The 23,617-nt window shown below is 42.2% G+C and carries 16 protein-coding genes; 14 read left to right on the top strand and 2 right to left on the bottom strand.

The genetic code is table 11. The features are described from left to right. Positions 1-79: 79 nt before the first annotated feature. The 4 genes from PR767_RS18465 (at position 80) to PR767_RS18450 (ending at position 4,540) form a co-directional block, all read left to right on the top strand. Entirely contained in the window at positions 80-988 is a 909-nt protein-coding gene (locus PR767_RS18465; protein WP_004913826.1) for a LysR family transcriptional regulator, read from the top strand. Between the two features lie 56 nt (positions 989-1,044). Continuing rightward, positions 1,045-2,286, top strand: coding sequence for a D-amino acid dehydrogenase (locus PR767_RS18460; RefSeq protein WP_272520738.1), 1,242 nt, complete (start codon positions 1,045-1,047; stop codon positions 2,284-2,286). 2 nt (positions 2,287-2,288) lie between these two features. Next, positions 2,289-2,642, top strand: a complete 354-nt coding sequence (locus PR767_RS18455) for a RidA family protein (protein WP_272520737.1) — start codon at positions 2,289-2,291, stop codon at positions 2,640-2,642. 236 nt (positions 2,643-2,878) lie between these two features. Next, the gene (locus PR767_RS18450) at positions 2,879-4,540 is read left to right on the top strand and encodes an alpha-keto acid decarboxylase family protein (protein ID WP_272520736.1); all 1,662 of its coding nucleotides are present in this window, start codon (positions 2,879-2,881) and stop codon (positions 4,538-4,540) included. Positions 4,541-4,609: 69 nt separating this feature from the next. Here the strand turns inward: PR767_RS18450 and PR767_RS18445 are convergent, their stop codons facing one another. Together PR767_RS18445 and PR767_RS18440 are read right to left on the bottom strand one after the other, a co-directional pair. Beyond that, on the bottom strand, positions 4,610-5,620 hold the full coding sequence (locus tag PR767_RS18445; RefSeq protein WP_272520735.1) for an XdhC family protein: 1,011 nt from the start codon (positions 5,618-5,620) through the stop codon (positions 4,610-4,612). A gap of 9 nt (positions 5,621-5,629) precedes the next feature. Next, positions 5,630-6,193, bottom strand: a complete 564-nt coding sequence (locus PR767_RS18440; protein ID WP_004913840.1) for a nucleotidyltransferase family protein — start codon at positions 6,191-6,193, stop codon at positions 5,630-5,632. 195 nt (positions 6,194-6,388) lie between these two features. Between PR767_RS18440 and PR767_RS18435 the strand changes: the two genes are divergently transcribed. The 10 genes from PR767_RS18435 (at position 6,389) to mutS (ending at position 23,617) form a co-directional block, all read left to right on the top strand. Beyond that, entirely contained in the window at positions 6,389-9,184 is a 2,796-nt protein-coding gene (locus PR767_RS18435; RefSeq protein WP_109912019.1) for a xanthine dehydrogenase family protein molybdopterin-binding subunit, read from the top strand. Continuing rightward, positions 9,181-9,732, top strand: a complete 552-nt coding sequence (locus PR767_RS18430; protein ID WP_004913850.1) for a (2Fe-2S)-binding protein — start codon at positions 9,181-9,183, stop codon at positions 9,730-9,732. The genes PR767_RS18435 and PR767_RS18430 overlap by 4 nt, the downstream gene beginning before the upstream one ends. Beyond that, a complete protein-coding gene (locus tag PR767_RS18425; protein WP_272520734.1) occupies positions 9,729-10,964 on the top strand; it encodes a c-type cytochrome in 1,236 nt (411 codons plus the stop codon). The genes PR767_RS18430 and PR767_RS18425 overlap by 4 nt, the downstream gene beginning before the upstream one ends. Before the next feature lie 427 nt (positions 10,965-11,391). After that, the gene (locus tag PR767_RS18420) at positions 11,392-14,310 is read left to right on the top strand and encodes a xanthine dehydrogenase family protein molybdopterin-binding subunit (RefSeq protein WP_272520733.1); all 2,919 of its coding nucleotides are present in this window, start codon (positions 11,392-11,394) and stop codon (positions 14,308-14,310) included. Then, positions 14,307-14,873, top strand: coding sequence for a (2Fe-2S)-binding protein (locus PR767_RS18415; RefSeq protein ID WP_004260707.1), 567 nt, complete (start codon positions 14,307-14,309; stop codon positions 14,871-14,873). The genes PR767_RS18420 and PR767_RS18415 overlap by 4 nt, the downstream gene beginning before the upstream one ends. A gap of 11 nt (positions 14,874-14,884) precedes the next feature. Beyond that, complete coding sequence (locus PR767_RS18410) at positions 14,885-16,204, top strand: cytochrome c (protein WP_004913855.1); 1,320 nt, start codon at positions 14,885-14,887, stop codon at positions 16,202-16,204. A gap of 381 nt (positions 16,205-16,585) precedes the next feature. Beyond that, positions 16,586-17,059, top strand: a complete 474-nt coding sequence (locus PR767_RS18405; RefSeq protein ID WP_004913857.1) for a (2Fe-2S)-binding protein — start codon at positions 16,586-16,588, stop codon at positions 17,057-17,059. After that, the gene (locus PR767_RS18400) at positions 17,056-19,332 is read left to right on the top strand and encodes a xanthine dehydrogenase family protein molybdopterin-binding subunit (RefSeq protein ID WP_109912013.1); all 2,277 of its coding nucleotides are present in this window, start codon (positions 17,056-17,058) and stop codon (positions 19,330-19,332) included. Before PR767_RS18405 ends, PR767_RS18400 begins: the two co-directional genes overlap by 4 nt. Next, positions 19,325-20,623 carry a c-type cytochrome gene (locus tag PR767_RS18395; protein WP_272520732.1) on the top strand — a complete coding sequence of 433 codons (1,299 nt, stop codon included), beginning with the start codon at positions 19,325-19,327 and terminating at the stop codon, positions 20,621-20,623. The genes PR767_RS18400 and PR767_RS18395 overlap by 8 nt, the downstream gene beginning before the upstream one ends. Positions 20,624-21,049: 426 nt before the next feature. Continuing rightward, positions 21,050-23,617 carry a DNA mismatch repair protein MutS gene (mutS, locus tag PR767_RS18390; protein ID WP_272520731.1) on the top strand — a complete coding sequence of 856 codons (2,568 nt, stop codon included), beginning with the start codon at positions 21,050-21,052 and terminating at the stop codon, positions 23,615-23,617.

The raw sequence follows: 23,617 nt of genomic DNA, 5'->3' as shown, positions 1-23,617 counted from the left end.
GGTATTAATTCGGTAGAATATGCGAATTAATACCAATAGTCGGTTTCTGTGAGTAAAAGCAAATAATAGGTTTCTGAAAATGAAGTTAAGGCATCTCGATATTTTTTATGCGGTCATGACCTGTGGTTCTCTAACTCGCGCAGCTGAGGTTTTACATATCTCACAACCTGCTGCCAGCAAGGCCTTAAAACATGCAGAACAACAACTTGGCTTAGTATTATTCCAACGGATAAGAGGGAAGTTAATTCCTACAGCTGAGGCAAACCTGCTATTTGAAGAAGCGAAGGAAGTTTATCATAATTTAGATAAGCTCAGAATTTTAGCGCAAAACTTATCACGTGATCCGCAAGGCAAATTAGCCATTGGTTGCTTACCTAGCTTAGGGCTAAACTTAGTACCTGAAGTGACCGCTCAATTTATTAAAAAGCACCCCAATATCAAACTTACGATCGGTACACATCATACAACCGATATTCTGCAGTTATTAACCCAACAAGATCTCGATATTGGTATTGGCTTTAACCTTGAAATTGAAGGTGGTATTACGGTTTTACCTATTGCAGATATCCCATTAGTTTATGTGGATAGCAAATTACCATTGCACTCACCTGTTTCGCTCACTGATATCGACCAAGAGCGTTGGATCCACCCTGGTTCTGATTCTTTATCTCAGCTATTACAAAAACGTCATGAGTTTGCAGAATCGAATATTAGTGTGCATACCTATCATATGGCTGCAGAATTTGTTCAGGCAGGTTTAGGTTGCAGTATTACCGATATTTTTTCAGCCGAACATACATTGCCTGAATCAATGATTTACCCTTTACAGGAAGGTTTACACCTTGCCGTATCCGTTTTTCATCGCGCAGATAAACCATTAACCAAAGCTGCACAGAATTATGTTAATACCTTGGCATCCACACTTGAGAAAAGAAATAAAGTAGTTAACCAAAAGTTATACTCTAGTGATGAAAACTCAATTGTTTAGTTAGCTTATTCACCGTTAAATAATAACATCTTGGTTATTATGGGTTACGGATTATTATGACTAAACATGTAGTGGTTATTGGAGCTGGTGTGATTGGTTTAAGCACCGCCTATGCATTAATTAAAGCAGGCCAAACCGTAACATTAGTTGAATCAGATACAGATGTCGGTATGCACACCAGTTTTGCTAACGGTGGGCAACTCAGCTATCGCTATGTTTCTCCCCTTGCTGATGCAGGTGTTCCTTTACAAGGCCTACGTTGGATGGGGAAAAATGACTCCCCCTTAAATTTAAAAATAACGCCTTCATTACAACAGTGGTCTTGGCTAGCGCAATTTACATTAGCTTGTAACCGTAATACCAATAAAATTAATGGTACCCATCTTTTACGTTTATCACTCCTGAGCCAAGAAATAATGAATAAATGGCGTAACAATGGTGATATTGCCGATTTTGCTTGGGAAAAATCAGGGAAATTAATTATCCATCGTGATAATAAGAGTTTTCATAAAGCCAGTGAAACGGTTGATAAACAATTTCAAAAAGTATTAACACCCGCTAAAATTATTGAACTAGAGCCTTCTTTAAAAAATATACAGTCTCAACTAGTCGGGGCAATATATGCTCCTGATGATGAGAGTGCAGATTGCTATTTATTCTGCAAAAATCTACTGCAATATTTACTCATGCAACCGCAATTTAAGCTTTGTTTGCAACACAGTGTTGAATCTTTCATTACACAAGATAACAGCATTACAGGAATAGCCACTCACCAGGGAACTATCCAAGCTGATGATTTTATTGTTTGCGCAGGTAATGGTAGCCGCGAGTTATTAAAACCACTGAATATTAATGTCCCTATTTTAGGGTTAAAGGGATATAGTCTAAGTGTCGAATACCCGCAAGCTGAGCATATTGTTCCGAAAATTAACGTGACTGATTACGGCAATAAAATTGTCTATGCCAAACTTAATGAGCAATTACGCATTGCTGCGATGGTTGATATTGGTTATGACAAGCATGGTTTACGTGAAAATAGAATACAAGCTCTTAAGAAGATTATTAAACATACCTTTCCTGAACTACCTAAAATTAACGATGCTGAAAGCTGGTGTGGGTTACGCCCTTCAACACCAAAAGGCCCACCGATATTAGGAAAAACAACCTATAAAAATTTATGGCTTAATGTTGGACATGGCAGTTTAGGGTTTACTCTTGCCGCAGGCAGCGCGGAAATATTGACTCAATTAATTACAGAACAAAAAACGCCAATTTCTTTAACTGGATTAACGAGGTAATCATGTCCATCAAACGTAACAACCCGAAACCACGCTTAGCTGACAGTGTTGAATATGCAGGGATAGTTTATTTATCAGGACAAGTATCTAATGACCTAACAGGTGATATTACCCAGCAAACTGAAGATGTTTTAGCTAAAATTGATACGTTATTAGCAGCCAGCAACAGTAATAAAACACAAATTTTATCTGCTCAAGTTTGGATTAAAAATATGGCGAGAGATTTCTCGGCCTTTAATGCAGTATGGGAAAATTGGATGCCTGTGGAAAATAGCCCAGCTCGTGCAGCAGTTGAAGCAAATATGGCTCGTGAGCAAGTTCTTGTTGAAATTATGGTGATTGCGGCTCAATTTTAATTATATGCATATTCTAAAAAGCAGTTAAACCTTGAAATAAGGCCAGCTGCTTTTTTTGCTCTGCTATTTCTTTATTCCTAAATCTCATGATTAAAAAAATACCAGTTTAATAAAATTAATCAATCTTATTATAATTAATAACCTTTTACTCTTTACCCACTTGAATAATATTATTTCAATGAACTTTAAAATATACATATAAATATTATTACTAAATAATTTACAAGAGGTATTAAATGAAAGAAAGAGTGGTTGATTATATTTTATCAAAGTTATATGACTTAGGCATTGAAGATATTTTTGGTGTTCCTGGTGATTATTCATTTCCTATTAATGACGCTATTTGTGTTAGTTCTCGACAGCGTTGGATTGGTAATTGTAACGAACTAAATGCAGCCTATGCCGCTGATGGCTATGCTCGAATAAAAGGTGCCGCTGCATTATCAACTACATTTGGCGTTGGCGAATTAAGCGCACTCAACGCAATAGCGGGTTCCTATGCAGAAAGGTTACCGATATTTCATCTTGTCGGAATGCCACCAAGCCAATCAAAGAAAAAACGTCTAATTAACCATCATTCTTTAGGTGATGGTGATTATGATGTTTTCTATAAAATGAGCCAGCATATTGTCTGCGCCCATGCCATTATAACCCCAGAAAATTGTATTGAAGAAACAGAGCGATTAATCACTTGCGCCTTACACGAGCGTCGCCCAGTTTATTTTGGGTTACCTGCTGATTATGCTGTAAAAACTGTGGCTAAGTCACCTCATAATACGGTTCCATTAATACCAAAAACCAATCCAGAAATACTAAAAAACATTATCCATCTCATCTTAAATAAATTAATAAATAGCCAGCAACCCTGTTTATTAGCAGGGTCAATATCTCTACGTTTAGGATTACAAAAAAGCTTACAAACTATTATCGAAAAAACCAATATTCCCTATACAACCTTTTATATGGATAAGAGTGTTTTAGATGAAACTAATACACAATATATTGGAATGTATGCGGGGGAGTTCATCAATCCACAAGTGACTTCATTTGTAGAAAACTGTGATTGTGTTTTAAATATCGGCACTATAATGTCAGATTTTAATACTGCTTGTTACACCTCTAATATTGAAGAGGGAAACATAATACACATTATGGATAATTACGTTGTGATTAGTGGCCAACGCTACGATGAGATTTATATGAAGGATGTCATCTCATCGTTAAAAGATAAATTGACATCAACTTCTAATTATTATTTTTATAATAATAATTACCCTAAAGCACAATCACTTGGTACACCAATAAGTTCAAAAACACAAGAAATAACGGAAACATTCTTATACCCTCGTTTAGAAAAAATGCTCAAGCCTAACGATATTATATTTGGTGATACAGGAACATTTACCATGGGCTTATCATTTGCACTTTTACCTAAGGGGGCATCATTTCATTCTCAATCTTTATGGGGATCAATTGGCTGGGCCACTCCTGCTGCATTAGGAGCAGCTTTAGCATCTCCCTCCAGCCGTCTTATTTTAATAACTGGTGAAGGTGCTCACCAATTAACAATACAAGAAATTAGTCAATTTTCACGATTTGGGCTTAAGCCTATTATTTTTGTTCTAAATAACGACGGCTACCTTATCGAACGACTATTTTGTAAAGAACCTGAATATTATTATAACGATGTTACTCAATGGAATTATGCACAACTGCCTTCGGCATTTGGGTGCGATGATTGGTATTGCCAAAAAGTAACAACCTGCGATGAACTCAATGATGCCTTACAACATATTGAAACTCTCGATAGCGCAGCTTACATTGAAATAATGACAGACAGGTATGACGCATCAAAGTATTTAGTAAAAATGGGAGAAGCTATTACTTCTACATACTAACTATATTGTTTGTAGCTAGCTCCGCCATCTAAAATGGCGTGAGCTATTAGAAATAAAATTACATTGTATTTAATTTATACTCACTAACTTTTTCGTTTTACATGTGATCTCTGATGAGATCACGCCATTTTTATAAGCAACAATGTCGGCCATTATCGCTAAAGCAATTTCTGGCGGTGTTTTACTACCAATTGGAATACCAATCGGAGCATGAATGCGTTCTATTTCCTCTTCCGTCATCCCACCGGATGCCATAAGCCGTTCACGACGGCGAGCACTAGTTCTTACTGACCCCATTGCACCAATGTAAAAAGCATCTGTATTAACCGACTCCATCAGTGTTAAATCATCAATACGGGGATCATGGGTTAAGGAAACAATGGCGGTATTTGGAGAGCAACCCTGTTCTTCTAAATAGCGGGCGGGAAATAAAGAAATAACCTCAACTTGAGATGGAATTTGTGGTGCAAACCGCGCTATTTCTTCTTCTCGGTGATCGCAAATAATGACCTCAAAACCCAATGTTAACGCAAAATTAGCGCAATAAGTCCCCACAGTGGAAATACCTGCAATGATTAGGCGAGGAGGAGCCGCAATGTATAACTGAATTTTATCGCCATTACGTTCTATCTGTGTTGGTTGTTCTGACTTATTAGCTATATGAATTTCACCACTCTGCGGCAATAGAACTTTTTTGATAATGGCAGAATAACCTAATAACGCATTTTGGATCTCAACGAGATAATTAAGTGATTTTTCATTATTTGGTAGATATTCAATCAAAACATCTAAACTACCATCACACGGTAAATTAACTTTAGTCTCAATCCCGCCTCTTCCATAGCGAACAACTTGGCTACTACTCACATAATTATTATTTTTTATGCGCTGAATAAAATCCTCTTCAATACATCCACCAGAAAGTGAACCTATATATTGACCGTCCTGTTTTGCAACCAACAAAGAACCCGGGCTTCTCGGCGAAGAACCATAGGTATTTAATACGGTACATAACCAAATTGGTTGCTCTTTTATCCAAGCAACGGCTTGAGAGATAACAAAAACATCTTCACGCAACATATTCATCCCTTATTCGTTATCAACACTTGGATAATCAATATCTTTCACAACATTTTCATCATTTATGTCCAGTTTATAGACAAAATTATCCTGTAATATTGATTTTGCCCCTTCATCGCCGGACAATTTAATTAAATCTGAATAATATTTTGCAGATATTCCCACTGGATGCCCCGGTAAACTATTATATACTGGCCGTACTAACGTATGTTGTTTTAATTCATTTGCTATACGTATAAATAATCTACTATTGATGTATGGCATATCTGCTAAATGAATTATCCACCCATCTAAATTTGAAGTATTTTTAACACCAAATGCGATTGAATCACCTAACCCAGTACTATTTATCAATGAGTATGGAATATTAAATTGTAAACAATTATTAATGACGCCTTCATTCTCAGGCCGAGTTACTACATGAATAGGAATTCCGCTATCTATTGAATTAAAAAGTGTTTTTTCAAATACCGTGCTTTTCCCTAGCCCAAAATTTAATTTACTGCCTTTACCTCCAGCGTTTTGAAAACGCTCACTTTTTCCTGCTGCCAATATCAAAATACAAATATTCATGGTTTTTATTCTAAATCGATATACTGATTGCGTATCTCATAAATAAAGTATATTCAGTAAGATCACAAGAACTACCTATCATTAATTTGAAAATTATTAAGAGAAGTATAATATTAACGTGATACAAATAATTTTTTCGATATGACTATAAAAATAAAAATACCGATGTAATAAAAATAAGTGTAAGGGTGTATTATGAGCAAAAGCAATGTCGAACTCTCCCGCAGACACTTTCTAAAATGTGCCGTTATAGCGGGAATATCTGTTTATTTAGCCCCTTTGTATAGCCGTGCTTTTGATGTGCTATTCGAAGAAAAAATCCTTCAATCTCCTGACTGGAATCCAGTCGATAAACAAATCAAATTTCGTATTGATGGGTTTGCCAAAGTCCAAGGGGAGAAAGTCTTTGCCAGAGACATTCGCGCACGCGATATTCCTCACTGGCCAAAACAGCAAGGTCATGCATTTTTACTACGCGTAACTCAAGCCGATAAAATTTACCAAGGCTTTAATCTTGATCTGCTGAAAGATGGCCTCATGCCTGACCGCATCGTAACCGCGAGCGACTTAGAAAAAGATGGTGTCGCTTTCCCTGAATTTTATGGCGATGATTTATTGCTTCCGGAAGGGAAAACCCCCGCTTACCTTGGCCAAGCCGTTGCATTATTGATTTACCATGATTTTGCTAAATTCCGCTTTGCCAAAGAAACCCTAAAATTCCGTGACGATGTTATCCAATACGGTGCATTTACCGGCCCACTGGAACGGGACCCATGGGGAAGCTACCGTGGCGTGCGAATTGGCAGTGAAAATCCTTATGATCCTGATATTTACTCAAGCCTAAAAGATATGCCAATCTCCCCTATTGGCATGAAAAAACACTTGCCCGTTTGGCCAGAAGGCCGTGAAGGTGGGAAATTAGATCAACAAGGCATGCTATATGCTGATGAACTCGCCAAACAGTTGGAAAATCCGCCAGAAGACTGGCTCGTAATCAAACGAAAATACTTTTCTCAATCGATTGATACTGCTGCCTTAGAGCCTGATAACGCTAACGGTTGGTACGACGTCAAAACACAGTCATTCCATCTGGTTATTCCTACGCAGTCCCCTCAGGAAGTGGCGGAATCATTACCCGAGATGCTGGCAAAATCGCATTTCCCAATTAAACAAATTTTCCTACACCCTTGTTTTACAGTTGGTTATGGTTCTAAAGACCATACCCCATTCCCGTATTATGGTGCGATGGCAACGTTATATGGTGACGGAGTTCCTATTCGTCTGGCTAATGACCGCTATGAACAATTTCAATCCACCATCAAACGCCATGCTTTTGATATGGATTACACCTTAGCGGTGAATAAGAAAACACAGAAAATCGAAGCCCTTTCAGCGTCTTTTATTGGTGATGGCGGTGGCCGCTGTAATTTTACACCTTCCGTTGTCATGGTTGGCGCAACAGGCGCCCAAGCTATCTATTACATTCCGCGTAGTGATTTATCTGCGGTCGGTATTGCATCACGAGCCGTGGATGCGGGTTCAGCCCGCGGTTATGGCACCTTACAAGCCATGGCAGCAACCGATATGTTGATGGAAGAAGCTGCAAAACTACTCAAAGCCGACCCCATTGAGTTCCGTCTTAAAAATATCATCAAGTCTGGGATGAAAAATACCCAAGGGGCAATCCCTGGCGGTGCAATTCGTGCCGATGAAGTGTTAACCCGCTGCGCTGCCCATCCAATGTGGACTGACAGAACCAAGCGTAAAGCTGATTTTGAAGCAAAAAATAGCGGTAAACTATTCGGTACTGGGATTTCTTGTGTGCAAAAAGACTTCGGGACAGGTGCGGAATCCTCCTTTGCTCGTGTAGAACTTACCCCTGAGGGTAAAATTGCTATTTACCATAGTGGTGCAGAAATTGGTACGGGCATGTCCACGTCCCAATCGGTGGTTTGCGCTAAATGGTTAGGAAAACCTGCGGAACAAGCTCATTTTTCGGTTGTAGATTGGTCAATTTTACCTATGGTGTCGACAGGTAACCCGTTTGCCATGTCACAAGATGAGCAAAACCACCTCGCGCAAAACCCATTATGGACACCGAATTACTGCTCACCGGCAAGCGCCAGTAATTCAGCCTATTATTTCACTCATAGTACAGACGCAGCCGCACGCATTATATTTGAGCATGGGTTATGGCCCGCTGCCATGTCAATTTGGCAAGAAGGCATTGGTGGCGGACAAGCTGCCCCTCTAGTTGTTCGCCGTGAAGATGCACGTTGGGTTGCTGAAGGCTTAACGGCTGATGGGCTTGAGGTGCTTAGCTTACAGCGCTTAATTGAACGCACTTTTGCAATGGGCGGGGTAACTGGCGCAGTGTGCCACGTATTTAACCGCTGGCAATGGGCTGAAGCCGATTTCCCTATTCAGGGTGAAACTCGCCGTTTACCGATTGATGGGCTATCACTACGATTTGCCGATAAAGAATACCAAGTTTGCCACCGTGAAAAAGCCTATTACCCTGATACACAAAGAAATAATGCAGGAGTCACTTACTACAGTGCAGTCGCTACCGTGAGTGAGCTATCCATTGATAAGGCAACTGGACAAGTCGAATTGCTGAATCACCATAGCGTAGTGGAGTGCGGTAACCTTATCGTGCCGCAACTGGTTTCAGGGCAAATTCAAGGTGGTTTAGCAATGGGGATCGGCCATGCCCTCCATGAATATTTACCTCTCTACGAAGATGGTCCCGGTAATGGGACGTGGAACTTCAACCGTTATCATCTCCCTCTAGCCAGCGACGTTGCCGTTTGGCAGCAAACCAATGAAGTCCTACCAGGACTTTCGGATACAGACCCGCCAAAAGGCGTTGCTGAGGTTGTTATGATCCCGGTGGTTTCATCCATCGTCAATGCCATTGCAGATGCAACTGGTCATCATTTCTTGCATTTGCCTGTACGCGCAAAAGACATTTTAGAGGTAATATCATGAGCCTAAATTTCCTTCCCCTCACTTTAACCATTAATGGCCAACAGTATGGACCAATGGACGTGCCTGAAGGCCTCATGATGATCGACTTCCTTCATGAATATGTTGACCTAACGGGTTCTCGTTTAGGCTGTGGCCAAGGGATCTGCCATGCTTGCGTCGTTATCTTAGATAACCCATCCGGCACCAGCGAAGAGATCCGCACCTGTATTACTGGCGCGCATTTTTTCAATAATAAAAGCATTCGAACTATCGAAGGGGCTGCCACCAAAGAAGAAAACGGGGAAGTAAAATTATCCCCAGTTCAGCAAGCTTTTGTTGAACATTTTAGTTTTCAGTGTGGCTACTGTACCCCAGGGTTTGTGAATGCGGCTACCGTGTTTATTGAAGAACTTCAGCGAAACCCCATTACAGAAGCGGACTTAGAAGATGCTATCAAGCAAGCCCTAAATAACCATATTTGCCGCTGCACAGGCTATGTACGCTATTATGAAGCGGTACGTGACGTTGTTCTGGCGACTCCTGGTCTTATCAAGGAGGCAATAAAATGATCAAACGAATTATTTTATGGTTGATAGCCATCGCTATCATCGTTTGGGCGGTGCTGTATTGGTATGAAAGCCGTACCTTAGATGGTCCGGTACAAAAAGTGACAGCGACACCTCAGGAAATTGAGCGAGGCCGTTATCTCACCCTTGCCGGTGACTGCGCTGCGTGCCACACCAGTGCTGATGGCGCGCCATTAGCCGGTGGTTTTCCACTCGATACCCCATTTGGTACTATCTACAGCAGTAACTTAACCCCTTCAGCCGACTTTGGTATCGGTCGCTGGACAAAAGATGATTTTTATAAAGCACTGACCCAAGGTATCTCTCCACCGAGTAAAAATCTTTACCCGGCAATGCCTTATACGTCTTACAAAGGGATCACTCGTGAAGATTCTGACGCTATTTACAGTTATTTGATGAGCCAACCAGCGGTTGATGTCGTGCCACCTGAAAATTCATTGCCATTCCCACTAAACCAACGTATGGCCATGATTGGCTGGAATTTATTGTTTTTTAATGATAAACCACTCCCAAATAGCTCACAAGGTAGCTCCCCTGAATGGTTACGTGGTCGGTATTTAGTTAACGTATTAGAGCATTGTGCTGAATGCCATACGCCAAGAGGAAAACTGGGTGAAATGGATTTAGATAACTTTATGCAAGGCGGTGCTTTAGGTCGTTTTGTGGCGCCGGATATTACCCCAAAAGCGCTTGCAGAGCGAGGATGGACAAAAGAAGATTTACAGCAGTTTTTCATGACTGGGCTCGCTCCGCAAGGTTCCGCCTACAGTGATATGCACCCTGTAATTTATCTGAGTTCACAACATTTAACCCCAGAGGATAATAGCGCTATAGCCACCTATTTAATGGGCGATAACCCACCAGCAACTTCGCCATTAAGAATGGGGGAAGGTAACGCTCAAGGACGCCAAATTTATTTAGAAACCTGCTCAGGTTGCCACTCCTATGATGGCAGTGGTAAACCGAATGTGGCGGTGGCAATGAAAGGAAATTCGACATTGCGTGATGCGGATAGCACTAACCTAATTAATGCGATTTTAGATGGTTTGTCTGAACAACCATTCCCTAATAACCAAAACATGCAAAGTATGCCCGGGTTTGCCAATAAGCTAAATGACCAACAAATTAGCGACTTAGTGAACTTCCTTCGCGTTCAATGGGGAGGACAACCTGCGGATGTCACCCCAGAGCAGATTAAATCTTTGCGTCAATAATGACGAAAAATGAACTATCTGGCTTGTTAATATTTAACGAGCCAGATAATTCTCTAATTAATGTCCATATAATAATATGCTTTATATAATAAAATACATATTGATTTAATTATTCATTAATAAGAACTACTATCATTTAAATAAATTACATTTGAATAAAACTCAGTTATTTTATTCAATACTGTCATATTAAGATGACTCCAACAGTATTATTCACTTTCTTGTCTAAATCCCTTTACTCGTTCTTGATATATCAATACAGATACCCATACTATTTATGTAACTTACTGAGCTATCTGATATTAGTCATCGAATTGTGAGCCAATTTAATCGAAATAAAACAATCTTACAGTGCATGGCTAAAAAGTATTATTTATCTCCATTGTTCATAATAAAAAACCCTAAAAATATAATCAGGGAGCACACTATGTCGGGACATATTTCTAGACGCAATTTTATCAAATTAGGCACTATTGCGGGCATTGCAGTGATGGTCGGCAAACTCCCTTTTGCGATAGCAATGGAGCTCGATTCTGACTCTCCATCAACTGATTGGATTGGTCAAAATGGTAAAGCACGTTTTCGCTGGGATGGCGTTGAAAAGGTCACTGGCCGTAAAAATTTTGCTCGTGATTACCGCGCTAAAGACATCCCTGGCTGGCCTAAAAAACAAAGCTATGCCTTTATGTTAAAAGCAACAGAGGCAGATAAAACCTTTGAAGGCATTGATATTTCAATGTTAGGTCCAAATTTACAGCCTGATAAAGTTGTTTTACAAGAAGACCTTATCCGTGATGGCTTAAATATCCCTCAAGACACCAGTATGGGAAAAGGCTTCTATGGCACTAATATTCTAGTGCCTCTAGGGGATACCCCGCCAATTATTGGCCACCCAGTTGCTATCTTGATTTATCATGATTTCGATAAATACAGTGCAGCGCAGCGGATGTTACGCTTTGCGACAAATACCGTAAAATATGGAACGGTGACAGGGCCAAAACCGCCCGCTAATTACGGTGCAGCGCGATATGTGCGTATTGGTGGTGACACCCCACTTTCGCCTTCTATCTTTTCCCCTTATCAAGATTCAGGTATTAAAGGCGGATTCGATGGCAATACACCTATTTGGCCACCTTATGACCCAAAACACGCCATTTCTATTCCGCCAGTGATCCGTAAAGATCGTGGTGGTGGTTTTATTCAAGCCCTTCATCAGGCAGAAAAAAGTCCTGATAAACAAGAAAAAGCGATGGATTACGCACGACAAATTGAGCAAGAAATCGCAGCCGCTCGTCAGGATCCCGATAAGTTTGTGATTGAGCGCCATGGTTTTTCACAATCCATTGACCCTTGTGCAATGGAGCCTGATAACTGTAATACTTGGTATGACGCTCAAACCAAAACACTGCATATCTTAACCGCGACACAGTCTCCTGCAGGCGTCGTCAACGCCGCTGCTGAGTTATCGAAGCACAACAAACATTTTTCCGTCGAGAACATTGTGCTATTAACTGGTTCGACCGTCGGTTATGGCTCAAAAGATTATTCGGTTTTTCCTTTCTATTCCATGGTCGCCAGTTTCTACGCTGATGGCTTGCCTGTTCGCATGGCAAATAACCGTTATGAACAATTCCAGATGGGAATGAAACGCCACTCCATTGAAATGGATGTCACCATCATTGGTGATAAAAAAACGGGTAAATTTGATGTATTAAAAGGCACTTATAACTGTAATGGTGGCGGCCGTGAAAACCTCTCCGTTGCCGTATCACACGTTGCGGTACGTGGCGCCCAATCTATTTATTATTTCCCTAAATCTGACCTTACCGCTCTCGCCATGGCCACTCCGGCTGTCGAAGCGGGCTCAATGCGTGGCTTTGGTTCCTTACAATCGATGGCAGTCACTGAATTGATGGTCGATGAAATCGCTCATAACCTCAATATTGACCCGATTGAACTGCGCCGCCGTAATGCCATTTTAGAAGGTTATCCAAATACACAAGGTGGTGTAATAGCCGGTGACCCACGCAATGTCGAAATGTTAAACCTTGCGGAAAAGCACCCGATTTGGGTCGATCGTGAGAAAAATAAAGTCGATTATGAAGCGAAAAACCCCGGTAAGCTATATGGTGTTGGCTTTGCGCAAGTGCAGCAAGTTTATGGCTCTAGCGGTGTTCCAACGATTCTTTCTCTTGAATTTGATACCAATGGTAAACTCGCTATGCGCCATTGCATGCAAGAGATTGGTACCGGTGGTACAACCGCACAGCAAGTGATGGTATGGCAAGCACTCAGCAAAGCCCCTGATGTGGTTGAGTTTGGGGTAACTGAATTTGCAGAACTGCCACTCAAAACCAGTTGGGCAGATCAGAAAAAACAAGACGAACTGTCAAAAACGGATCCCTATTGGACACCTGCTCTGATCCCTGACATGAGTTCATCGAGTGGTGTTTATTATATTGGGTTTGGTACACGCCAAGCGGGCCATTTCTTATTGGAAAATACCCTATGGCCTGCAGCCAAAAGCATTTGGAGCGAAGGCCCTGGTGGCGGTGCTTTCAACGGCTTAAATGTTGAATTTGCAGACATTCGTGTCGGGCCAGATGGTATTGGTGGCGGCGGAATGAAACCCATTCCTTTTGACATTTTAGCCAAAAGAGCCCATGAGATGGGACTCATCACCGGGGTTGCTGTTCATGGCTATTCAAGCTGGCAGTGGGCTCGCGCAGAGTTCGATATCCCAACTGTCGGTTTGAAAAACCTCCCTCTTGATGCAATATCCGTTCGTTATGGTGACGGTGCGCCACAGGAACTGAAAAAACAGATGACCACTGGCGGTTACCATTTTATTAAACGTAAAATTGCCTATTACCCTCCAACACAACGCGCAAAAGCGGACCCAACAACGGTCACACCCGCTTCTTGCCTAGTCGAGCTCAATGTCAACACCATGACGGGTGAGGTCGATGTCATGCGCCATCATATGATTATGGACCCCGGTACGATGATTGTCCCTGAATTGGTTTCAGGCCAAATTCAAGGGGGGACCGCGATGGGTATTGGCCACGCATTGATGGAAGAATTACCACTGTATGAAGATGGGCCAGGTAACGGAACATGGAACTTTAATCGCTATGTCCTGCCGCGAGCAAAAGATGTTGCGGTTTGGCAGCAAACCATTGATTACTTACCTCCGCTATCAGAAACTTCACCACCAAAAGGCATGGCTGAACTGGGCATGATCCCAATCTTACCTGCGACGAGTAACGCATTAACCCATGCGACAGGCAAGCGTTTCTATGAATTCCCTATTACGGTAGATAAAATTAAAAAGGCACTCTCATGAAAATCAACAATGCCGTTCCGATTATTGAGCGCAAGCCACTCACACTGACTATTAACGGCCAAAAAATTGGTCCTATTGATGTCCCTGTTGGGATGCCAATGATTGAGTTTCTACATGAATACCTTGACCTCACCGGCACTCACTTTGGTTGCGGCCAAGGGATCTGCCATGCTTGCACCATTATGGAAATTCAGCCCGATGGCACAACGGTTGAAAGTCGCACTTGTATTTTTGGTGCCCATTATTTCAACAATAAAAATATTGTTACCATCGAAGGGCAAGCCAAACTGGATGAACAAGGCAAAGTCGTTGAGTTAACGCCAATTCAACAAGCTTTCATCGAAAACTTTTCATTCCAGTGTGGCTATTGTGCTCCCGGTTTCGTCACAGGTGCGACAGTATTTCTTGATAAACTGAAGAAAAACCCAGTGAAGCGAGACCAACTCGAACATGCGATTGAAGAAGCCCTCAATGAGCATATTTGCCGTTGTACAGGTTATGTACGCTATTATGAAGCTGTGAGGAAAGTCGCTCTCGACACTCCCGGCTGCGTGATCGACTAGGGAGAAACATCATGGCTAAATCCAGCTCTCTACGTAAAAGCATTTATATTATTATCTTATTATTTATCGTATTAATGCTTGCGATCCTATTTGGTGCTTTTCGTACTTCCAGTATCGGGCCTAATTTAGATAAACCACTGACTTCAGAAGAAGTCGCCAAATTACTGCCAAGAGGGCAAGAATTGGCCACCGCTGGAGATTGCTTTGGTTGCCACTCATTACCTGAAGGGCCATTGGCTGCGGGCGGGCGCGCTATCGGAACCCCTTTCGGCACCATTTACTCCACAAATATAACGCCTGATAAGCAATTTGGTATCGGTAACTATACCCGTGCTGATTTCCATCGTGCTTTGAAAGACGGAATTGGCAAAGAAAGAGGTAATCTCTACCCTGCCATGCCGTTTGTATTTACCCATATGACGACATCGGATGATATTGATGCCCTGTATGCTTATGTGATGTCACTTCCGCCAATCAATGTGCCAAACAAAGAAAATACAGGTGTATTTGTCCTACCCGTTCGCCCATTTATGAACTTCTGGACTTTGCTCAATTTCCCTAAACAAAATGCGCCTCATGACCCACAACGTTCTGCCGAGTGGAACCGAGGTGCTTATATTGTTGAAGGTCTAGCACACTGCGGCGCTTGTCACTCACCACGTAACTTAATGATGGGTGTCGAGTTTTCACGGTCACTTCAAGGGGGGGAAGAAGCCGGCTTAGCGATCCCGGATATCACGGCCGAAGCGCTTTCCAAACATGGATACGATACCGCCTCCTTGAGCCAGTTTTTACTTACAGGTAATGCCCCGCAAGGCTCTGCATTTGCAGATATGAGCACAGTGACTCATTTTTCGACTAGTCAGATGAAAAAAAGCGATGTTGATGACATGGCGATTTATTTAATGACGGATAAACAAGGAAAAATACTTGGCGCCAAAGCTTCGCCTGCTCCATTGCCAGAGGCAAACTCATCAGAAGTGGGTGATGTCAGTCAAATCATGGAAACTGGCCGCTTAATGTATATGTCTACCTGCGCAGGCTGCCACGGGATCACCGGAGAAGGTGTACCTAATGGTATTCCAGCGTTAAAAGGTAACGCCATCTTAGCGATGGACAGCCCTGAAACCTTTATCAGTGTAGTGTTAACGGGTATTCCAACCACCACTTTCCCAAATGGGCAACGTATGTATGCGATGCCAAGTTTTGCTGATGATTTAACGCCACAAGAAATGGCAGATTTAATATCATGGGCGCGCGCCGAATGGGGGGGACAAGGTAAACCCGTCACCGCCGAACAAATTGAGAAACTGAAAAAAGCGGCGCAGTAATCATTCGTCGCTTCTCTTCAAATAACTTATTTATTGAAGGGAAGCGACATTATTATTTTCATTGATACATTCAAGTGAAATATATCAACGCACCCCACATTAAATAAGAATTTCAAATTAAAGATATTCACTTATTTCTATTAAAAGAAAACCAATATATAAACTGGGTTTCCTCTCACTTCGCCTGACTCAAACATTCACTCAATCCATGAGTATTTTCCAATATTAACCTTCATTAATAAGTACTTACTAAATACCTAACAAAAATTTCCCTTAGCACATACAGTCACAATTCAAATTAATAACCTATGTTATAGTTAATATACAAATAATAACATTAGATTATCATTTATTGTGATTAGCAATGTGAAAGGAAAATATATGCAACTAAATATCAATGGAAGATGGATTGAACTAAGCAATATTTCTCCATCAACACCACTTCTTTACGTATTACGTAATGATTTAAAACTCAATGGCCCTAAATATGGCTGCGGTTTAGGCGAATGTGGCGCTTGTAGTGTACTTATCGATGGCAAAGTCGTTCGCTCGTGTTCGACACCGGTATCAACAGTAGAAAATAGAAAAATTACCACGCTAGAAGGCATTAGTGATAGCGAGACACTCCATCCTGTGCAACAAGGATTTATTGATGAGCAAGCAGCACAATGTGGTTATTGTACGAATGGCATGATAATGACATTGGTTGCTCTGTTTAAACGTACCCCTAATGCAAGTGAAGAAGAGATAAAAAAAGAACTCGCTTTTAATTTATGCCGTTGTGGAACCCATGTAGAAATATTAAAAGCAGCTAAAAAAGCTAAAATGATCATCGCACAAGGTGGTAAAGCATGAGCATTTTAGATATCACTCGACGCCGTTTGCTGCAAGCTGGTGGGCTCATCGTTGTCAGTAACATGTTGCCTTCCATTTCATTTGCAGCAGAAAAGATACCAAACAAAAATGCGGCTATTCCTCTTAATTATGTCGATAGTTTTATTGCTCTTGCCGCTGATGGTTCGGTGACTGCATTTAATGGTCACGTGGATTTAGGTACAGGAATTCGTACCTCACTTGCACAAATTGTCGCTGATGAAATTGGTGTCTCTTTTGAATCAGTAACAATGATACTTGGGGATCCACAAAGTACACCGGATCAAGGGCCGACTATCGCCAGTGCGACCATTCAGGTCACGTCTATCCCCTTACGCCATGCTGCTGCTCAAGTTCGCATGCAGCTAACATCTCTTGCTGCCAAAGCGTTAAATGTGCCAATGGAAGCCGTTCGAGCACAGCATGGATATGTTTTTGTCACCGCCCAACCTGAACGCCGTTTGAGTTATGCTCAATTGGCAAAAGGACAAGATCTCCATTTTGAATTAGATGAAAACGTAACTTTAAGACCCGCTTCTGAAGCTATTTATGTCGGAAAGCCGATTCAACGCGTAGATATTCGTGCAAAAGTAACGGGTGAGTTGACTTGGGTACATGATATGCGAGTACCTGATATGTTACATGGAAGAGTTATTCGTCCTCCTTATTCAGGTGCAGACAGTAGTGCACCGCTTGGAAATAGTTTGCTTTCGATTGATGAAAGTTCTATTGCTCACCTAAAAGGCATTGTAAAAATTGTACGCATTAATGACTTTGTTGGTGTCGTTGCCGAACGTGAAGAACAAGCGATAGACGCTATGCGTCAGTTAAAAATTCAATGGAAAGAATGGCAAGGATTACCCGATTTAACCCTCGATAAGCTTCATGACACCCTTGATGCATTACCCAGCCAAGATAGAGTATTGCGAGATGATGACGGTGTTGACAGCGCCTTAGCCAATTTACATAAAACTGTGAATGCAGACTATGTTTGGCCATACCATTTACACGCATCAATTGGGCCATCTTGCGCTATCGCAGATGTCCGCGACGATAAAGTCGATGTCTGGTCAGGCACACAAAACCCTCATGACCTGCGAAAAGATTTAGCACTACAACTCGATAGAGACCTATATCAAATACACATTCATCGCATGGAAGCATCAGGGTGCTATGGTCGTAACTGTGCTGATGACGTGGCAGCCGATGCCGTTTTACTGTCTCAAGCGACAGGACGACCTGTGCGAGTGCAATTAATGCGAGAACAAGAAGCGGGTTGGGAGCCAAAAGGCACCGGCCAATTGATTAAAATTCGAGGGGGAATTGATCAAAATAATGATGTCAGCGCTTACGAACTCAGTACTCGTTATCCATCAAATAACGCCGCTACTTTATCGTTGATTTTAACTGGGAAAAAAGAAAATAAACCGGATATTCAACAGATGGGAGACCGCACGGCTATCCCTCAATATCGATACCCACATATGCGCGTTATCGCTAAAGATACCGCGCCTGTTGTTAGGGCATCATGGATGCGCGGAGTTTCAGCACTTCCAAATGTATTTGCTCATGAATCTTGGATTGATGAAGTTGCTTATTTAGCACAGCAAGATCCTATAGCATACCGCTTAAAATATTTAGATGATCCTCGAGCTATCGCTTTAATTAGTGCCGTGAAAAAACAGGCGAATTGGGTTGATGGGCCGATGCATCAAAAACCATCCCCTGTCACCGAAGAAATTGTGAGTGGTCGAGGGTTTGCCTGGGCGCGTTATTTCCACAGTAAATTTCCGGGTTTTGGTGCTGCATGGGCAGCTTGGGTCTGCGACTTAACTGTTAATCGCCGAACAGGACAAGTGCTTATCAAAAAAGTCTATGTCGCCCATGATTGTGGCCAAATGGTTAACCCAGATGGCGTTAAACACCAAGTCCATGGAAACATTATTCAATCCTGTAGCCGAGTATTAAAAGAGTTTGCCACCTTTGATAAATCAGGCACAACCTCCCTTGAATGGGGCGGATACCCTATTCTACGTTTCGATGAGTTACCCGAAATTGATATTCAATTAATGGAGTATCCCAATGAACCCCCTATGGGAGCGGGCGAATCTGCATCAGTACCAAGCGCTGCCGCGGTAGCAAATGCGCTATTTGATGCATTAGGTGTGCGTATGCGAGAAGTTCCATTTACCCCTGAACGTATTCTGCGAGCAGTAGGTATGGCAGCCAAGAACCAAGGAGTGGCTCATGAGTAAGGCAAAAAAAATATTTGGCTACAGTGCGCTTGCTATCGTTATTGTTGCGGTGGGGGGACTCACGCTGAGTTGGCAATCTGCCATTGAGCCATTACACACTAATTCGACACAAAGTTTTACTGACGCTCAAATTGCCCGTGGTGAAAAATTAGCGGCACTAGGCGATTGTGCCGTTTGCCATACGCGGCCTGACGGTGAAACAAATACCGGGGGCTTTGCGATGGAGATCCCCTTCGGCACGATTTACACCACAAATATAACACCTGATATAGAAACAGGCATTGGCAGCTGGTCATATGAAGCGTTTGAACGGGCTATGCGTTATGGTGTTGATCGTGAGGGGAATTATTTATACCCTGCGTTCCCTTACACGGCTTTTACTCATACTTCCGATGATGATTTATATGACCTCTATGCATGGTTAATGAGCCAAAAACCCGTTCGTTATCAACCACCAAAGACATCGTTAAACTTTCCCTTTAATATTCGCCAAGGAATTTGGGCATGGAATCAGCTGAATTTAACCGCAGGGCCAATAAAACCAAACAGTTCACAAACTGATGAATGGAACCGAGGTGCATACCTTACCGAAGGGCTCGGCCATTGCAGCGCTTGCCACTCCCCTCGTGATATATTATTTGGTGAAAAAGGCGGAGATAGCCACTTGATGGGTGGAGATGCTGAAGGATGGAGTGCACCAGCGCTGCGAGGTGACCAAGCCTCACCTGTTGCTTGGAGCCATCAGGATATGGCGGAGTTTTTGCGTACGGGATTCTCAGCTAACCATGGTGTCGCAGCAGGCCCGATGGCACCAGTCATCAGAGAAGGAACCTCTCAACTAACCGAAGAAGATAGACAAGCTATTGCAACCTATTTAACTTCTGAAGTTGATCATCCGCAGGTCACATCGCAAGCCGTAACAATCGTACAGCAAACAGAAGATAAAATTGAACCACTCTCTACTGAAGGGGCAAGGTTGTATTCAGGGGCTTGTATGGCATGCCATGCCCAAACGAAAGGTGCGCAAATGTCAGGTGTACGACCCGCTTTAGCCTTAAATACGAATCTTTATGCAGATACCCCAGATAATGCCATTCGCGTTGTATTAAATGGAATTGAGTATGAGGCAACAGAAGGGCTCGGCAGCATGCCTGCTTTTCGTCATAATTTAAGTGATCAGCAAATAGCAGTACTCTTAAATTATCTAAGAACAACGTTTACTGACAAGTCACCATGGCCTGATTTGGAACAACAAGTTAGCCAGCTACGCGCGGAAACAGCAGCTAAATAATCCGTTCATCTTTAGCGTAAATAGCGGTCATATCTATGACTGTTATTTACGCTATTTATATCTACTCAAGAAAATGAGATATTCCATCTCAAAAAAGAAATAACTAAAAGCACGACTTATTATTTTCTGTAATGCCTAAATAACTCTCAAACTAAGCAGATATCTACCAATTATTATTTAGTGGTTATCGTGAACCTATTTTCTAGATGAGGAAAAAACATACACTCTACTTAACAATATTTCAGACTATTAATGACCAAACACGCATTGTCCCTGTGATAATCACGTCATACTATAGAGAATTGCATGGCTAACACGTTTGCCTACTCTCATTTGTTGCGATTTGTGGTATTTTAGTCTCTGAAAATAATCGTCAAATACACTCACAGAATTTAGTTAACTCAATACGTTAAAACAGACAATACTATGACTGATAAGCAAAGTTTCGAATCCCATACACCAATGATGCAGCAGTATCTAAAACTAAAAGCACAACATTCAGACATACTGCTGTTTTATCGCATGGGTGACTTCTACGAACTGTTTTTTGATGACGCTAAAAAAGCCTCTCAATTATTGGATATTTCCCTCACTAAGCGGGGGCAATCTGCAGGGCAACCGATCCCTATGGCCGGTGTTCCCCACCATGCTGCCGAGGGTTACTTAGCCAAATTAGTACAAATGGGGGAATCCGTCGCCATTTGTGAGCAAATTGGCGACCCAGCCACCAGCAAAGGGCCGGTTGAGCGCCAAGTAGTACGTATTGTCACCCCGGGAACTATCACCGATGAAGCGCTATTAAATGAAAGGCAAGACAACCTGTTAGCCGCAGTATGGCAAGACCAACAAGGTTTTGGTTTCGCAACGTTAGATATCACCTCAGGGCGTTTTATTATTAGTGAAATCGCCGATGAAGAAGCACTGCAAGCTGAGCTGCAACGCACCCGCCCGGCTGAACTTCTGTATCCAGAAGACTTCGCCAGTATGGCATTAATTGAACACAATAAAGGCTTGCGCCGCCGCCCATTGTGGGAATATGAGCTTGATACGGCAAAACAACAGCTCGGTTTACAGTTTGGTACGAAAGATTTAATCGGCTTTGGGGTTGAAGATGCCCATAAAGCGCTCAGAGCTGCGGGTTGCTTATTACAATATGTGAAAGACACACAACGCACGTCACTGCCCCATATTCGCAGCATTGTGATGGAAAAACAAAATGATAATGTCATTTTAGATGCAGCAACTCGTCGCAATTTAGAGATCACCCAAAACCTTGCAGGTGGCACAGAAAACACACTCGCCGCCATTTTAGATAGATGTGTGACTCCGATGGGTAGCCGTATGCTAAAACGTTGGTTACATACCCCATTACGTAACATTCAAATATTAAATAACCGCCAACAAGCTATCAGTGCACTGCAAGAATGCGGCTTTGAATTACAACCATTTTTACGTCAAATCGGCGATTTAGAACGGGTATTAGCGCGCTTAGCGCTGCGTTCCGCTCGCCCACGTGACTTAACCCGTATGCGTTACGCATTCCAGCAATACCAAGATATTCATCAAATACTGAGCCAATCGAGTAGTTCGTATTTACAAGTCCTTCAAAATCGTATTGGCCAGTTTGATGAGCTACAAGACTTACTTGAAAAAGCCATTATTGATGCACCACCCGTGTTGGTACGTGATGGCGGTGTTATCGCCCCAGGTTATAATAGTGAGCTTGATGAATGGCGCGCCCTTGCTGATGGAGCAACTGACTACCTCGATAGGCTCGAAATACGCGAAAGAGAAAAATTGGGGATCGATACCCTAAAAGTTGGTTATAACGCTGTTCATGGCTACTATATTCAAGTTAGCCGAGGCCAAAGCCATTTAACACCTATCCATTACGTCCGTCGCCAAACGTTAAAAAATGCGGAACGCTATATCATTCCTGAACTCAAAGAGTATGAAGATAAGGTATTGACATCAAAAGGAAAAGCGTTAGCCATTGAAAAAGCACTGTATGATGAGTTATTTGACATGCTATTACCTCATCTTGCTGCGCTGCAAACCAGTGCCGAAGCTCTCGCTGAGTTAGATGTCCTAGCCAACCTAGCTGAAAGAGCACAAACTCTAGGTTATGCTTGTCCACAACTCACTGAAAAACCAGGTATCCAAATTACTGAAGGTCGCCATCCTGTGGTTGAACAAGTCCTTAGTGAGCCGTTTATCTCCAATCCGTTATCACTATCGCCACAACGTCGTTTATTGATCATAACAGGTCCAAATATGGGCGGTAAAAGTACCTATATGCGCCAAACAGCATTGATTACCCTGTTAGCATATATCGGTAGTTTTGTCCCTGCAAGCAAAGCGGTGATAGGCCCAATCGACCGTATTTTTACCCGCGTCGGTGCCTCTGACGACCTTGCATCTGGCCGTTCAACCTTCATGGTCGAAATGACAGAAACCGCGAATATTCTTCATAATGCAACAGAACATAGCTTAGTACTAATGGATGAAATTGGTCGCGGAACGTCAACCTATGATGGCCTTTCCCTTGCTTGGGCTTGCGCCGAAAACTTAGTTAATAAAATCAAGGCAATGACGTTATTTGCAACGCATTATTTTGAATTAACAACACTACCTGAAAAACTCGAAGGCGCGGTCAATATTCACCTAGATGCTATTGAGCACGGTGATACCATTGCCTTTATGCATAATGTTCAAGATGGCGCCGCCAGCAAAAGCTATGGCCTTGCTGTCGCTTCTCTTGCGGGTGTACCAAAAGATGTGATTAAACGGGCAAAACAAAAGCTTAAAGAACTCGAAGTTATCTCAAACAATGCCAATGCAAGTCATGTAGATAGCGCCCAGCTTAGTTTTTTAACCACAGAAGATGCTGAACCCTCACCCGTACTCAGCGCATTGGAAGGGATTGACCCAGATAAGCTCACACCCCGCCAAGCTCTAGATTGGATTTATCGGTTAAAGGATATGGATAAGTAG

Source organism: Providencia sp. PROV223 (assembly GCF_028479245.1).
Classification (GTDB): Bacteria; Pseudomonadota; Gammaproteobacteria; order Enterobacterales; family Enterobacteriaceae; genus Providencia; species Providencia rettgeri.
This window is presented reverse-complemented; position numbering and strand designations above follow the sequence as displayed.